Genomic DNA, 14492 nt, shown 5'->3' with positions numbered 1-14492 from the left:
CCGTGCGATTACCCGAGGTTGTGCGCGGTCATTCGAGCGCAGCGGACTCCGTACTGCCGTACTGCCGTACTGCCGCGCTGCCGCGCGGCCGTCGGTTGTGCAGAGTGGTGGTGGCGCCGGGCCGCGACGGCCACCACCGCCAGCGCCCCCAATGCCCCCAATGCACTCAGCATGCAGCCGAACGTCAGCCACCGGCGCCGCCGCCGTGCCGTGAGATCGTCGATCGACACGTCCGGGTAGGCGGTACCCGCAGCTGCCCGCGCCTCCTCACGGCTGGCGAACGCGGTGTGGCTGAGCAGCCGGGTGTCACCTACGCCATCCTGGCCGGATAGGGCGTATTGCCACCGCCAGTATCCGTCCGGCTGTCGCCACAGGTAAACGCGGTCCTCCTGATCGGTCATTCGGTGCTCCTGCGTACGGACGCCGACGCGTGTCGGCGACGTCGCCGGGGCAGCCCGGCGCCGAGGTGTTGCCAGCGCATAGTGGTGAGCCTGTGTTCCGGATGTGCGCGCAATGCGCGGGCGAGCACGTACGCGATGAAGGCGGCCAGCAGCGGAAGGATCAGCACCGCCACCTGCAGTAGCCGGACGAGGTCGAAGACAGGTATCCGCAGTTCCGCGGCGATAATGTCGTCGGCGGCGGCGATCAGGAGCAGACCGTAGAACCACAGCGCCCAGACACCGACGGCGATGCGGAACGGGTGCTCACGCGGCCGGTCGAGCTGATGGTGATGGACGGCGTCCTTGGTGAACCGTCGCTCCAGCCAGGGCCAGCAATAGATCACCAGGAAGGTCACAGCCGGAATCAGCACACCTGGAATGAACGGCGCCGGCACCAGATGCCCGAAGACGGTGAACTCCACCGGTGGGAACAGCCGGAGCGCTCCTTCCACCCAGCCGACGTACCAGTCCGGCTGGGCCGGCGTCGTCACGTGGCTGGGTTCGAACGGTCCCCACAACCACACCGGATTGATCTGGGCGAACCCTCCCAGCCCGAAGACGACGGCCGCCACCGCGCACAGCAGCGCGATGGATCGGAAGGCGTAATCCGGCCACATCCGCGATCCCACGACGTTGCGCTCACCGCGGCCGGGGCCGCGGAACTGGCTGTGTTTCTGCCGGATGAGGATCGTCAGGTGGACGCCGATCAGCAGCGCGATCGCCCCGGGCACCAGCAGGATATGTGCAGCGTAGAGCCGCTCGATGACGTCGTTGCCGGGGAACTCGCCGCCGAAGAGGACGAACTGCATCCAGCTACCGATCACCGGTACGGACAGCACGATCGCCGAAGCAATACGTAGCCCGCTCCCGGACAGCAAGTCGTCCGGAAGCGAGTAACCGGCGAAACCGTTGAAGACGGCGAGCAGGAGCAAGGTGGTGCCGACCACCCAGTTGATGTCGCGCGGCTTGCGGAACGCGCCGGTGAAGAAGATACGGGACAGATGGGCGACGATGGCGGCGACGAAGATCAGCGCGGCCCAATGGTGCGCCTGCCGCATCAGCAACCCGCCGCGTACATCCCAGCTCAGCTCCACTGTGGAGGCGAAGGCCGCGGATAGCATCTCCCCGTTGAGCGGTTCGAAGCTTCCGGTGTACAGCCGCTCGCCGGTGCTGGGCTCGAAGAAGAGCGACAGATACACGCCGGTGAGGACGAGGACCAGGAAGCTGTAGAGCGCGATCTCGCCGAGCATGAACGACCAGTGGTCTGGGAAGACCTTGGCCATCCCCTTGCGGACGATCTGCGCGAGACGTAGTCGCTCGTCGGCGAACCGTACGACGCGACGGCCGATCATGTCGTCGTCCAGTAGCCCGGGCCCACCGGCTCGGAGAACCCGTCCAGAGCGATGAGCATCCCCGCGTCGTCGACGCCGATCGGAAGCTGGGGAAGCGGACGCGCGGCCGGGCCGGCCACCGGAACGGCGCCGTCCGGCACGTCGAACAGGGACTGGTGGCACGGGCACATCAGCTGTGCGGTGGTCGGGACGAACTGCCCGACCGGGCAGCCGGCGTGCGTGCACAGCTTGGAGTACGCCACCACGCCGTTCACGGTCCCGGCGAGTGCGGCGGCATCCAGGGCGAGCTGCTCCGGGCGCAACCGCACCAGTGCGACAGCGGTGTCGCCGGCATGGGTGTAGCCCTCCGGGTACACCGTCAGCATCGAGTCGACATCGAGGTCCCCGGGGCGGACCGGGCTGCCGTCCTCGCGCACCACGAGGGCTCCGGCGCGCCAGGGGGTCGAACTGAGCGAGCTGTTCGGCTCTGGCCCGGTGAACATCGACCGGATAGGGAAGAGCAGCGCGGCACCCAGGGTGCCGAGCCCGGTCAAGAGCATGCGCCGGGGCCACGGCGTGGTGATCAGCGGCGCGTGCGCGCGGTCGACGGCGGAGTACAACGCGCGACGTTCGTCCGGAGAGGACACCGTCACCGGGTGTTCCTCCACGAACATCCCTTCCGGCATGTGCCGGCGGGACCAGAGGCCGAACCCGATCGCAAGGCTGCCGAAGGCCACCAGCAGGGTGAGTCCCTGCAGCCGCACGCCTGCATCGAGCGCGTAGACGACGGCGAACCCCGCGCCAGCCAGTGCGGTGATGCCGAACGCGGCGGTGATGGCGCCGTATCCCTGGCGGTCGCGGCTTCCGGTCATGGCGCTCGCTTCCCCAGCATCCGGGCGACGACGAGCAGCAGCCCCAGCCCGACCACCCAGCCGACCAGCCCTTCGACCGCAGGGCCGTACGTGCCGAGCGGGTTGCCACCATGGTCCCGGGGCTCGCGCAGCGCGATCACATAGGCGATCAGGTCGTTCATCTCCTCGTCGCTCAACGCGTGTTCGGAGAACGGCGGCATCGTCCCGGGGCCCAGCCGGATCGCCTCCGCGATCTGGGTCGGGGCGCTCGGGACGAGCGAGGGGGAGACCTCGCCGTGCGGCATCGCGCCGCCGGTGGTGGAGGGCGAGTGACAGGATGCACAACTGCCGAGGTACAGGTGGCGTCCCTGCGACGCGTCGCCTTCCTCGACGGTCGGGATCGGTGGGCCATCACCGAGTGAGGCTACGTAGCTGACCAGCGCGTGGATCTCGTCCTCGTTCAGCGCCGGTTCGCGACGCCGGGGATCCTCGTCCGGGTGGTCGATCGGCATCCGGCCGGTGGAGAGGTAGAAGTCGGCGCTCGCCGCGCCCACGCCTTCCAGCGACGGCCCGCGGTGGGTGCCTTCCCCTTGTTGGCCGTGACAGGATGCACAGCTCTGCCCGTAGAGCTCGCGGCCGCGGCGCACGGCTTCGCTGTCGTCCAGGGCCGGGTCGTCTGTGGTGACGGGCCCGGGCGTTGCGGCCTCGCCGGCGATGCCGTCGTCGCCGGCGATCCCGTGGTCGGATACGTTGCCGTGGCCGGCCGACCCGGTGCCCGGCACGCCGAAGCCGAGCAGCCCCGCGGTCGCCAGGGCCAGCACCGCCACGGCGGCGCGTCGGAGCCGGTGCCGGCTGCCCGATTGCGGTCGGTCCATGGTGCTCATCTCAACGTCAGCAGGTAGGCGGCAAGGTCACGCGCGTCCTCGGCGGTCACGCCCATGTCCGGCATCGCGTTCCCGGGGATGACGTCTTGCGGGTCGCGGATCCAGCGCTGCAGGTTCTCTCCGCTGTTCGGCAACACGCCCGCGACGTAACTGCGCAAGCCGAAGTCGGTCAGCGGCGGGCCGACCGTGCCGTCGGCACCGTCGACACCAGGAATGACGTGACACGATGCACATCCGTACTCCGCCGCGAGCTCCCGGCCACGGTCCGGATCGCCGCCGGGCACCCGAGCGGGCGACTCGGTGTCGTCGTCCGCACAGCCGCCGAGGGCGAGCGCGGCCGCGGCGCACAGCGCCAGCGGTGCGGCGAACGGGACACGCGCTCCTAGCCGGCCACGCGCTCGTAACCGGCTATCCGCTCCTAGCCGGCCTTCCGCTCCTAGCCGGCCTTCCGCTCCTAGCCGGCCTTCCGCTCCTAGCCGGCCTTCCGCTCCTAGCCGGCCATCCGCTCGTAGCCGGCCAAGCCCTCCGGTCCGGCTGCGGTCGCTATGGCGAAGCATCGTGGATCACCTCCGGCGGGGTCGCCGTCAACGGGGTAGCAGTCCGGTGGCCGGAAACCCAGGCGAAGACCAGCCCCACGATCGCCAGCAGGTAGAGCACATCGGCGGGCACCCACATCACCAGGCCCGCCAGCTGCTGGTCGGCCAGGGCGTCGGCACCGGCGTGCTCGGTCCGCGCTGCTTGTTCGGCATACAGGGGTGCGGGTGCCAGCGTCAGCACCGCACCCAGGGCCGCGCTCGGTAGCAAGACGGTGAACAGGTACATCGCGGCCACCGGTCCGCGCATACGTGCGCGACCCGGGGTCGCCACATGCCACCAGAGCAGCCAGCTGGTCAGCACGAAGCTCAGGTGCTCGATGACATGGACCGCCTCGGAGTGCAGCGTGGCATCGTATGCGGCCGGCATGTGCCAGGCCCACAGCACGCCGATGTGCAGGAACCATGCGGTCACGGGGTGGGCGAGCGCGTGGGCGAACGCGCGGCCGGGCGGACGGCGTCGCCAGCGGACCAATCGGCCGCCCACCGCGCGCCGCAGCCGGGGCGGCAGGGACAGCAGCAGCGGCAGTCCCGGCGCTCCCACCGCCAGCAGTGGTGCCGCCACCGCGATCAGCAGCATGTGCTGGACCATGTGCGCGGAGAAGTAGGTCTCGGCCGCCGTCTCCAGCGGCGACAGCAGCGCGACGGCGAGTGCCGCGAGCGCGGCGGCGAAGGCGAGTACGCGCAGGTGGCCGTGGCGTTCGACGCCGCGCCACAGCGCCGACGCATGCTCCGCGGCCTGATCTGGGGCCGGATCCGAAACCTGGTTCGGGGCCTGACCCGGGGCCTGTTCCGACGCGTGCTCCGGGACCAGTTTCTCAGAGCGTCCTCGCCGCCCGAGTACGCGCAGTCCGCCCGCGTACGCGGCGACGAACGCGCCGAGGCCGCCGGCGGTCGCCGCGGTGTTCCACCAAGCGGGCTGCTCGGTGGTGGCGTGGGCGAGGACCGTCATGTGCATGGCGAGAACCACAGGACGGCCAGACCGCCGAAGGCGATCATCAGGACGGAGAAGACATTCAGGCCGAGGCCCAGCTGGACCATGAGCACCGCGCGATCCAGCCGCGGCTCGTCGCCCGCCGTCTCGCGATGCTCACCGGCGAGCTGGCGCGATCGGAACCGCCACGACGCGATCAGTGAGGCGATCGCGACTGCAAGCGGGATGGCCGTCGCGACCGCGGCGACGAACCCACGCAGCGACATGCCCAGGACGGTGACCTCGCCACCCGGGCCGGTTTCGGCACGCGTGCAGGCGAGCTCGACGGTTCCCCAGGCCAGCACGAGGTGGATCGCCCAGGCGGTGATGCCGCCCAGCACGGCGAACCACATCAATCCGGCACCGAGCCGGCGGGCGCCGGCCGGGAGCCGGCGCTGCGATGATCGAGGCGCAGGCATGCGCTGGCTCCTCACACGTGCGGGCTCAGGTAGAGCGACGAAAGGATCAAGATCCACAGCCCGTCGATGGCGTGCCAGTAGAAGGCCACCTGCCGGACCCGTTCGTGCCGCTCGTAGGTGTACCGTCCACGCAGGGTGCCCACGAGCGTGAATCCGATCATGAACAGGCCGGCCGCCACGTGGAAACCGTGGAATCCGGTGATGGCGTAGAACAGGGAGCCGTACGCGTACGACGTCCAGGTGAACTCGGCCAGTTTGGTGTCGTACTCGATGCCCTGCAGGGTCAGGAAGGCGGCGCCGAGCAGCAAGGCCAGCGCCAGCCCGGCGGCCAGCTGGCCCTGGTACCCGCGCCGGATGGCCCGGTCCGCCCACGCCATCGGGGCGCTGCTGGACAGCAGAAGCACGGTCATGATCAGCGGCAGGCGCAGCTCGGGCGTTCGGATCCCGCCGGGCGGCCACGGCCCCTCGGTAGTGAACTGCACGAAGAAGTAGCTCGCCAGCAGGACAGCGAACAGGACCACCTCGGTGGTGATCAGCAGCACCATGCCCCACCACGCCGGAGTGCGGCCCCGTGGCCGTTCGGTGGCCAGCGCCTCCGGCTCGGTGGCCCGGCTGACGCTCCGCATGTCCACCGCATTCACGTTTGACCACCTCCTCCGTCGGCGCCGTCCTCCGGAATCGGCGAGCGGTGCGGCCACAGCCACCAGCAGAGCGCCGCGACGGCGACGAGGAGCACCAGCGTGCCCTCGTACCAGCCGAGCAGCAGCGCGAGTGTGCCGGCGAACAGCGACGCCGCCACCACGAGCGGCAATGGGGAGTCCTCGGGCATCTCCAGCGGCGGATGTTCCAGCCGGCCGTCCAGTTCGGAGGTACGCAGCACGGCGTGCTGGTGCGCCAGCACACGTTCGTCGTCGGCGATCCCATCGGTGAACGAGGCGAGGCTGCGCTCGTCCCACATCGGCGTGAGGCTGTGTGCCGTGGGAATGACCGGCAGGTTGTACACCTTCGGCGGCGACGTGGCGGCCCACTCCAGCGTCTCCCCGCCCCACGGATCGTCGGTGGCCCGCTCACCGCGGCGCAGGCTGTGCACGAGGGTGCCGAGCGTGACGAGCAACCCGACGGTCAGCAGATATGCGCCGAGCGTGGACAACAGGTTCCACACGGTCCATCCGGTGTCACCTGGATAGACGTAGATCCGCCGCGGCATGCCGAGCAGCCCGGAGATATGCATCGGGAAGAACGCCAGGTTGAACCCGGCGAACGTGAGCCAGAACGACCACAGTCCACCACGGCGGCTGGTCATCCGTCCGGTGAACTTGGGCCACCAGTAGAACAGCCCGGCGATGATCGGGAACACCGCTCCGCCGAAGAGCACGTAATGGAAATGCGCGACCACGAAGTAGGAGTCGGTGGTCTGCTGGTCGAACGGGACGATGGCGAACATCACCCCGGTGACGCCGCCGAGCACGAACAGCACGATGAACCCGAGCACCCACAGCATCGCCACGTTGAGCACCAGGCGACCCATCAGCATGGTGCCCAGCCAGCAGAAGACCTGGATGCCGGCCGGGACGGTGATGATCAGGCTGGCGGCGGAGAAGAAGGTGAGCGAGAGGTCGGGGAGGCCGACGGCGAACATGTGGTGCACCCACACGCCGAAGCTGATGATCCCCGTCGCCACCGTCGCCAGCACGATCAGCGGGTAGGCGGCGATGGCGCGCCGGGAGAACGTCGGCACGATCGCGGAGACGATCCCGAGCGCTGGGAGCACGATGATGTACACGTCCGGGTGCCCGAAGAGCCAGAACAGGTGCTGCCACAGGACGGCGTCGCCGCCTTCCGCGGTATCGAAGAAGTTGGTGCCGAACCGGCGATCCAGGAACAACATCGCGTTCGCCACGTTCAGCGGCGGTAGAGCGAAGATGACCATGAACGAGGTGACGACGATCGCCCACACGAACACCGGCACCCGGTTCAGGCTCATCCCCGGTGCCCGCAGCTTCAGCGCCGTGACGATGAAGTTGATGGCGCCGGCCGTCGTCGATACCCCGAGGAAGAGCAGTCCCAGCGTGTACACGTCGAGGTTGTAGCCGGGGGAATGGTCCGAGCCGGAGAGCGGCACGTAGGCGAACCAGCCGGCGTTCGGTGCCGCCTCGAACAGCAGGCTGCCGAACATGAGGATACCGGCGGCCGCGAACACCCAGTACCCGAACGCGTTCAGCCGCGGAAAAGCCATGTCCCGGGTGCCCAGCATCAGCGGCACCAGGAAGTTCCCGAACCCGAACAGCATCGGCGTGGCGAACAGGAAGATCATCGCCGTGCCGTGCAGCGAGAACAGCTGGTCGAACAGCTCCGGGTCGACGACGTCCCCGTTCGGCCCGGCCAGCTGGGTGCGCATCACCAGCGCGGCGACACCGGCGAGGACGAAGTACGCGGCGGCGGTGACCATATAGCGGCGGCCGATCTTCTTGTGATCGACCGTGGTGAACCAGGCCCACAGTCCGTGTTCCTCCGGCCAGGTCTCGGACAGCCGTTCGCCGACGGCATCATCCGCCGCACGCGGGGCGCTCGCGGCCGTTGTGGTGTCCGGCTTCACCGTCACTCCAATGTCTCCAGGTAGGCGAGCAACGCCTGCAGGTCCTCGGACGGAAGTGGCTGCGGCGGCATCTCGTTCCCGGGTTTGATGGATTGCGCGTCCGAGATCCATCCGGCAAGGTGCCCGGGGTTGTTCGGTACCGCGCCGGCGCCGAGATAGCGACGGCCGGCGAGGTGGGTCAGGTCGGGCCCGAGCGTGCCGCCCGCCTCGGTGCCGCGCACGGTGTGGCAGGTCGCGCAGGAACTGCTCTCGAGCACCTCGAGCCCTTCCGCGGCCGGCTGGGTGTCGGGCTCCGGGGCCGGCTCGCTCTCGTTGGCCAGCCAGGAGCGGAACTCCTCGGGCGGATGCGCGACGACGATGAACGCCATGTTCGCGTGCTGCAGGCCGCAGAACTCGGCGCACTGCCCGCGGTATTCGCCGGGTTCGTCGGCCTCCAGCCGCAGCGTGTTGGTACGCCCGGCGATGAGATCCACCTTCGGCGCCAGCTCCGGCACCCAGAGGCTGTGGTTGACGTCCTCGGTGGTGAGCTCCAGATCGACCGGCTCGCCCGCCGGGATGTGGATCTCGTTGGCGGTGACCGCGCCGTCGTCGGGATAACGCACCTCCCACCACCACTTGTGGCCGACTACCTCGACGGTGTAGGCGGCTGGCTCGCCGTCGTGCTGCAGGGCGCGCATGTCGCGCAATCCGACGACGTAGACGCCGGCAAGCACGAGCACCGGCAGGGCGACGCCCATGATCAGGACGAAGCGGTTACCGGAGCGCGTGTTCACCCGCTCCCCGGCGCGCCGTCCGCGCAGCACGGCCCGGCCGAGCAGCACGAAGACGACCACGGAGACGACCGCCGAGATCCAGAACAGCAGCCACCACAACCCGGTGATCTGGCGAGCCGCCGGACCTGCCGGCGACAGCGTCGACGGTGCCGAGGAGTCGCAGGCCGCGATGGTGAGCGCACAGGCTGCCGTGACGACGAGCCGGACGAACGACGGCCGAGGCGGCTCGTCATCGCCACCTGGCCGTCGCTGGATGCGTGTCCTCCCGTGCTGCCGCGCCACCACGCGTCAGCGCCCTCCCTCGCCGCCTCGGGTCCGCTGTTACAGAGCCGGACCACTGGCCGGCCCTTGCGCCGGACGTACCCCGTCGTGGCGGAGACAAACAACCCATAGAGAAGCCGTCGCGCATCGCGCCTGTGCGCCGGTGCATGCTTTGCCGGTCAACGGGTAGGGGCTGCCCCAGCGGTGCCCGGGGCCGGACGGTCCGGCGCCGGTCGGTCGCAATTCTCGAGCTGACGGAGGTGCCGATCGATGGCCCTGCGGACGACAGACCGTCGACCCACGGAGCGCGCCCATCCTGACCGCCGGGGCCGGCATCGGGTTCGGTTCGATCCTGGGCGCAGGCTCGATCCTGGGCGCGGGTTCGATCCTGGGCACGAGTTCGATTCCCGACGCGAACTGGCCCCTCGGCGTGACTCTTGGCGCCGATTCGCCCCTCGGCATCGGCCCGACCGGTGGACCCTCGTCCCAGCCGCTGCGGTCGCGTTGGCTGTCGTACTGGCCTTCGCGGCACCGCAGGATCGGGTGCAAGGCGACGCGCAGCGGCTCATGTACATCCACGTGCCCGTGGCCTGGACCGCCTACCTGTGCTTCGCCGCCGTGCTGTTCTGCGGCCTCGCCTACCTGCACACCAGGCACCACCGCTGGGATCTCGGCTCGCGTGCGTGCGCCGAGGTGGGCGTGGTGCTCACGGCGCTGACCCTGGTGACCGGCGGGATCTGGGGGCAGGTGACGTGGGGAACCTGGTGGACGTGGGATGCCCGGCTGGTCAGCACGGCCGGGCTGCTGTTGGTCTACGTCGGACAGTTGTCGCTGCGGCAGGCCGCCTCCGACGCTCACCGGGGCGCGCGCTGGGCCGCGATCGCGGGCATCGGCGGATTCGTGATGGTCCCGATCGTGCATTTCTCCGTGTTGTGGTGGCGGACGTTGCACCAACCGCCGACCATCCTCGGACCGAGCACCAGCCCGCCGATCGACACCATGATGGCCGTCGCCCTGGCGGCCGCCGTGACGGCGGTCATGCTGGTGTCCGCCTGGGTGATCCGGCGCCGCAATGCGGCCCTGCACGCTGCGGCGGCCGTCGAGGCGCCATGAGCCGGCGCACCCGCCGGACGTCGGCGATCGCCGTGCTCGGCGTCGTCGTGGTGGCCCTCGCCGTGCTCGGTGCTCGGTTCGCCGACGAGAGTACGGTGTACTACCGCACGCCGAGCGAGATCGCGGGGGTGGAACCGGGCGACGAACGGATGCGGTTGTCCGGGCTGGTGGTGGACGGCTCGGTCGACCGGTCCGACTACGCGTCGTCGTTGCTGCTCACTGACGGTGCCGTCGACGTGACGGTGGAGTATGAGGGCCGGCTGCCGGCCTCGATCCAGCCGGGTGAGGGGGCGGTCGTCGAAGGACGGCTGGCGGGCGATGGCGTCTTCCACGCCGACACCGTGCTGCTCCGGCACTCGAACGAGTACCGTCCGGCCGAGAGCGAGTCATGACCCCAGCGCTGGGGACGGCGGCGCTGACGGCTGCCGGGTTCTTCGGGGTCGTCGCCGCCGGCATGTGGGTGCGGGTGTCACGACGGTCGGTGGCCCGGCGCACGGCGCGGTGGTGCACCGCGGGGGCGTGGCTGGCGGCATTGGCGGCGGTGCTGCTGATGGAATGGGCGCTGCTGAGCAACGATGTGAGCGTCGCGTTCGTGGCCGAGACCGGCCGCAGCGACCTCCCTGTCTACTACGCGGTGACCGCACTCTGGGCGGGCGCGGGCGGATCGCTGATCCTATGGCTGCTCGTGCTCTCGACGTTCACGGTCGCCGTGGGGCGGTGGGGACGGTCGGCCGGTGCGGTGCCGCATGCCGTGGCGATGGCCGTGCTGACCGGGTTGGTCGGCGTCTTCGCGGTGCTGACCCAGTTCGGGATGGCGCCGTTCGACGCGGTGGACGCTGTGCCGGACGACGGTCCGGGGCCGAACCCACTGCTCCGAGACCACCCGGCGATGGGGATCCACCCGCCCATGCTGTACGCCGGGTTCGCCGGGCTGGCGGTGCCGTTCGCGCTGGCCGTCGGGGCGCTGACCGGTGGCCGGGTGGATGGCCGCTGGGCGCGCGCGGTCCGGCCGTGGACCCTGGCCGCGTGGATCTTCCTGACGGCCGGGGTGGCCCTGGGCGCGTGGTGGTCCTACGCCGTGCTCGGCTGGGGCGGATACTGGGCGTGGGACCCGGTAGAGAACGTCTCGCTCATGCCGTGGCTGCTGGCGACGGCGTTGCTCCACCTGCTGCGGGTGCCGAGGCACACCAGGGGATGGGCGGCGGGTGCGGTCACCCTGGCCGGTGCGGCCTTCCTGCTGGTCATCCTGGGAACGTTGCTGACCCGGTCCGGTGCGCTGCTCAGCGTGCACAGCTTCAGTGACTCGCCGCTCGGCGTGCCGCTGCTGATGGTGTTCGTGGTCGCGTCCGTGGGGTGGGTGGCCCTGCTCGCCGCGCGCCGGAACCGGCTGGGCGCCGACGCGGAGGCGGTGTCGGGCCTGCTCTCCCGGGAGAGCGCGTTGTACGGCCAGATGGCCCTCCTCGCGCTGATCACGGCGGTCATCTTCGCGGGCACGGTCGCGCCGGTCATCACTGAATTGATCAGCGGCGACCGGCTCTCCATCGGTGCGCCGTGGTTCAACCTCACCACCGGGCCGCCGGCCCTCGCCCTCCTGCTGCTCATGGCGGTGGGCCCGCTCACCAGCTGGGGGCGCGACAGCGTCGGGGGAGTCGCGCCCCGGTTTCGCTGGCCGGCCGCAGCGGCGTTGCCGGCGATCGGTCTGGCGGGCGTGAGCGGCGCGGAGGGCGTTTTGATACCGATGACGGCCGGCGTCGCCGTCTTCGTCGTCGTGAGCCTTGCGCAGGAGGTCGGGGCCTCGGCGAGCCGACGGCGGATCGGTGCGTTCATCGCCCACGCGGGTGTGGCCTTGACCGCCCTGGCGATCGTCGCGAGCGGGAACGGCTCTAGTCAGCAGACGACCGTCGCAGCCGGCGAGTCGGTGACCTCCGGGTCGGCCTCCGCCACGCTGCTCGGGGTCGGCAGCTTCGCCGACGGCGAGGGTGGAGCCCGGGCGTCGGCCCGGGTGCTGCTCTCCGACGGTGGAGAGCCGGTGGCGACGGTGGAACCAGAGCTGCGCCTCTTTCCGGGCCAGTCCACCGTCACCGCCGCACCGGCCAACGTCTCCGGCATCGGTCAGGATCTCCAGGTCGCTGTGCTGGAGGTCGACCCGGAGCGTGGGACGGCCACCCTCCGGCTGACCGTGACGCCCATGCTGGTGTGGCTGTGGGTCGGTGCGGCGGTCATCGCCGCCGGCGGCGTGATCGCCGCGATGCCGGGACCCAGGCGGCGCGGAAGCCGGCCGGCGGTGCCGGCGTCGCAGGGGGAGAGAGCTCCGCGGCCGGAGAAGACGCCGGAGAGGGCGCCGGAGAAGACACCGGAACAGGCGCCGGAACAGGCCGTGGTCCAGGAGCTGTCCCGATGACCGCGGGCGGGTGGCGCACCTTCATCCCCGTGGCCGTGCTGGTCGCCGTGCTGGCGGTCGCCGGATACGTGGTAGCCGCGGTCAACGAGCCGACCAACGCCGCCTCCGGCGAGACGGCACCGACGCTGCGCGGTGAAGGCCTCGACGGCGAGCCCTTGGACTTGACGGAAGTCACCGCGGATGTGGTCCTGGTCAATTTCTGGGCGTCCTGGTGCCCTCCCTGCGAGCAGGAGGTGGACGTGCTGCTCGAGGCGGAGCGGCGCTACCCCGACGACCAACTCGCCGTGCTCGGCGTGAACAGCCAGGACGAGCGTGGGAACGCCCAGCGGGCCGCTGAGGAGTGGGGCGCCGACGGTTACCGCAACGTGTTCGACGGCGACGGTCACATTGCGGTGGATTGGGGCGTCGTCGGGCTGCCGGAGACGTTCGTCGTCGACGCGGACGGGAAGGTGCTCGCCCGGCACAAGGGTCCGGTGACGAGAGAGTGGCTGAACGAGACGCTCGACGGGTTGGTGTCGTCGTGATGCGGCGGTGGCTTGCCTGGGCTGGAATGCTGGCCGCGATCGCCTTCGCGGTGTTCGGACTCTGGTCTGCCGCGGCGGCGCAGCGGACGACGCCCGCGGACGACGTCCGTTCCGTCGCCACGACGTTGCGCTGCCCGACCTGCACGGCGGAGAGCGTGGCCGACTCGACCGCACCGATGGCCACCAGTATGCGGACCACCGTGGAAGAGAAACTGGCCGCGGGAGAGAGCCCCGACGAGATCCGGGCATGGTTCGTCGAACGCTACGGCCAGCAGGTCCTGCTCCAGCCGCCGCAGCACGGGATCGGTCTGGCGCTCTGGTTGCTTCCGCTCGTGGTGGCACCGGCCACGGCCTGGCTGGTGGTCCGGGCGCGTGGTGGCGGGCGTCCGGCGAGGTGGTTGGCCGGCGGGGCGGCGTGCACGATCGTCGTCGGGGCGTGGTTCGCCTTCGAGCACGATCAGTGGGGGGCCGACCGGGCGGCCGCCGCGGCACCGGTGGCGGATCCCGTCGGCGCACTGGGACGGGCGGTCGAGGAGACACCGGGTGATGTCGAGTTGAGGCTCGCGTTGGGCCGTGCCCTAGGCGACAGCGGACGGCACGTCGAGGCCGCCGAGCACTTGCAGGCCGCCACCCGGCTCGAGCCGCGGAATCCGTCCGCGCTGTATCTGACGGCGTTCTCGCTGGCGCGGGCCGACCGGCAGGCGGACGCGGAGCCGCTGCTGGAGCGGCTGCTGGACGTGGCTCCGGAGCATGCCGAGGGACTGTTGCTCCTCGGCACCATCCGGCATCAGCAGGGCGACCCGGCCGGTGACGAGCTACTGCGGCGCTTCCTGGAGGTCGCTCCGGACCATCCCGCCGCGGACCAGGCCGAATCGATGGTGAACGGAGATGAGCGCGGATGAGACGGCTGGGACGGCCGGGACGGCTGGTGGTGGCGGTGCTGGTCTGCGTACTGGCGGGATGGACCGGATCGGGGTGCGGGGCCGCCCAGGACGAGGCACCCGCCGCGCCCAGCCAACAGAGCAGCACACCCAGCTCGGATATCCGGATCGGGCTGACCGAGTGGTCGATCCACACCGGTGGTGCGATCGCGCGACCGGGTGAGGTGGAGCTGGTGGTCACCAACGCGGGCGGCACCGTGCACGACCTCGTCGTCGAGGGAGAGCAGGGAACGTGGCGCACCCCCATGATCGAGCCGGGTGGCCGGGAGACGTTGGTGATCGAAGCCGCGGCCGGGGAACAGCTGGTGCTGGACTGCTCGGTGCCGGGGCACCACGAGAACGGGATGCACGGCACCCTCGACGTCGCGGAATGAGTCGCATGGGTGCAGGAA

16 protein-coding genes are annotated in these 14492 nt (G+C 70.4%); 6 read left to right on the top strand and 10 right to left on the bottom strand.

Annotated elements, in window-relative coordinates; translation table 11 throughout:
• Positions 1 to 8 precede the first annotated feature (8 nt).
• Genes G1H10_RS17785 through coxB form a run of 10 tightly spaced genes read right to left on the bottom strand, consistent with a single transcriptional unit; the run spans position 9 to position 9145 of the window.
• A complete protein-coding gene (locus G1H10_RS17785; protein ID WP_163740217.1) occupies positions 9 to 401 on the bottom strand; it encodes a hypothetical protein in 393 nt (130 codons plus the stop codon).
• A complete protein-coding gene (qcrB, locus tag G1H10_RS17780) occupies positions 398 to 1792 on the bottom strand; it encodes a cytochrome bc1 complex cytochrome b subunit (protein ID WP_163740215.1) in 1395 nt (464 codons plus the stop codon). Before qcrB ends, G1H10_RS17785 begins: the two co-directional genes overlap by 4 nt.
• Positions 1789 to 2643 (bottom strand): QcrA and Rieske domain-containing protein, encoded by an 855-nt coding sequence (locus G1H10_RS17775; RefSeq protein WP_163740213.1) that lies wholly within the window; start codon positions 2641 to 2643, stop codon positions 1789 to 1791. The genes qcrB and G1H10_RS17775 overlap by 4 nt, the downstream gene beginning before the upstream one ends.
• Positions 2640 to 3497, bottom strand: a complete 858-nt coding sequence (gene qcrC / locus G1H10_RS17770) for a cytochrome bc1 complex diheme cytochrome c subunit (protein WP_163740211.1) — start codon at positions 3495 to 3497, stop codon at positions 2640 to 2642. The genes G1H10_RS17775 and qcrC overlap by 4 nt, the downstream gene beginning before the upstream one ends.
• Before the next feature lie 5 nt (positions 3498 to 3502).
• The gene (locus G1H10_RS17765; protein ID WP_163740209.1) at positions 3503 to 4063 is read right to left on the bottom strand and encodes a c-type cytochrome; all 561 of its coding nucleotides are present in this window, start codon (positions 4061 to 4063) and stop codon (positions 3503 to 3505) included.
• On the bottom strand, positions 4050 to 5057 hold the full coding sequence (locus tag G1H10_RS17760; protein ID WP_163740207.1) for a cytochrome c oxidase assembly protein: 1008 nt from the start codon (positions 5055 to 5057) through the stop codon (positions 4050 to 4052). Before G1H10_RS17760 ends, G1H10_RS17765 begins: the two co-directional genes overlap by 14 nt.
• On the bottom strand, positions 5048 to 5491 hold the full coding sequence (locus G1H10_RS17755; RefSeq protein ID WP_163740205.1) for a hypothetical protein: 444 nt from the start codon (positions 5489 to 5491) through the stop codon (positions 5048 to 5050). The genes G1H10_RS17760 and G1H10_RS17755 overlap by 10 nt, the downstream gene beginning before the upstream one ends.
• Before the next feature lie 11 nt (positions 5492 to 5502).
• Positions 5503 to 6132, bottom strand: a complete 630-nt coding sequence (locus tag G1H10_RS17750; RefSeq protein ID WP_163740204.1) for a cytochrome c oxidase subunit 3 — start codon at positions 6130 to 6132, stop codon at positions 5503 to 5505.
• Positions 6129 to 8093 (bottom strand): cytochrome c oxidase subunit I, encoded by a 1965-nt coding sequence (gene ctaD / locus G1H10_RS17745; protein WP_163740202.1) that lies wholly within the window; start codon positions 8091 to 8093, stop codon positions 6129 to 6131. The genes G1H10_RS17750 and ctaD overlap by 4 nt, the downstream gene beginning before the upstream one ends.
• Entirely contained in the window at positions 8090 to 9145 is a 1056-nt protein-coding gene (coxB, locus tag G1H10_RS17740; protein ID WP_216853386.1) for a cytochrome c oxidase subunit II, read from the bottom strand. The genes ctaD and coxB overlap by 4 nt, the downstream gene beginning before the upstream one ends.
• A 246-nt stretch (positions 9146 to 9391) precedes the next feature.
• Between coxB and ccsA the strand changes: the two genes are divergently transcribed.
• The 6 genes from ccsA to G1H10_RS17710 are packed head-to-tail and all read left to right on the top strand — an operon-like array spanning position 9392 to position 14474.
• Positions 9392 to 10234: a cytochrome c biogenesis protein CcsA gene (gene ccsA / locus G1H10_RS17735; protein ID WP_281354291.1), complete on the top strand. Its 843-nt coding sequence runs from the start codon at positions 9392 to 9394 to the stop codon at positions 10232 to 10234.
• A complete protein-coding gene (locus G1H10_RS17730) occupies positions 10231 to 10626 on the top strand; it encodes a cytochrome c maturation protein CcmE (RefSeq protein ID WP_163740198.1) in 396 nt (131 codons plus the stop codon). The genes ccsA and G1H10_RS17730 overlap by 4 nt, the downstream gene beginning before the upstream one ends.
• Positions 10623 to 12635 carry a heme lyase CcmF/NrfE family subunit gene (locus G1H10_RS17725; RefSeq protein WP_163740196.1) on the top strand — a complete coding sequence of 671 codons (2013 nt, stop codon included), beginning with the start codon at positions 10623 to 10625 and terminating at the stop codon, positions 12633 to 12635. The genes G1H10_RS17730 and G1H10_RS17725 overlap by 4 nt, the downstream gene beginning before the upstream one ends.
• Positions 12632 to 13159 (top strand): TlpA family protein disulfide reductase, encoded by a 528-nt coding sequence (locus tag G1H10_RS17720; RefSeq protein ID WP_163740194.1) that lies wholly within the window; start codon positions 12632 to 12634, stop codon positions 13157 to 13159. The genes G1H10_RS17725 and G1H10_RS17720 overlap by 4 nt, the downstream gene beginning before the upstream one ends.
• Entirely contained in the window at positions 13159 to 14061 is a 903-nt protein-coding gene (locus G1H10_RS17715) for a cytochrome c-type biogenesis protein CcmH (protein WP_163740192.1), read from the top strand. The genes G1H10_RS17720 and G1H10_RS17715 overlap by 1 nt, the downstream gene beginning before the upstream one ends.
• Positions 14058 to 14474 (top strand): cupredoxin domain-containing protein, encoded by a 417-nt coding sequence (locus tag G1H10_RS17710; protein ID WP_163740190.1) that lies wholly within the window; start codon positions 14058 to 14060, stop codon positions 14472 to 14474. Before G1H10_RS17715 ends, G1H10_RS17710 begins: the two co-directional genes overlap by 4 nt.
• The last annotated feature ends 18 nt before the right edge of the window (positions 14475 to 14492 follow it).

The organism is Phytoactinopolyspora halotolerans, assembly GCF_010550675.1.
In the GTDB taxonomy this organism is placed as follows: domain Bacteria; phylum Actinomycetota; class Actinomycetes; order Jiangellales; family Jiangellaceae; genus Phytoactinopolyspora; species Phytoactinopolyspora halotolerans.
Note: the sequence above shows the minus strand (reverse complement) of the source record. Positions and strands in the feature narration are given on the sequence as shown.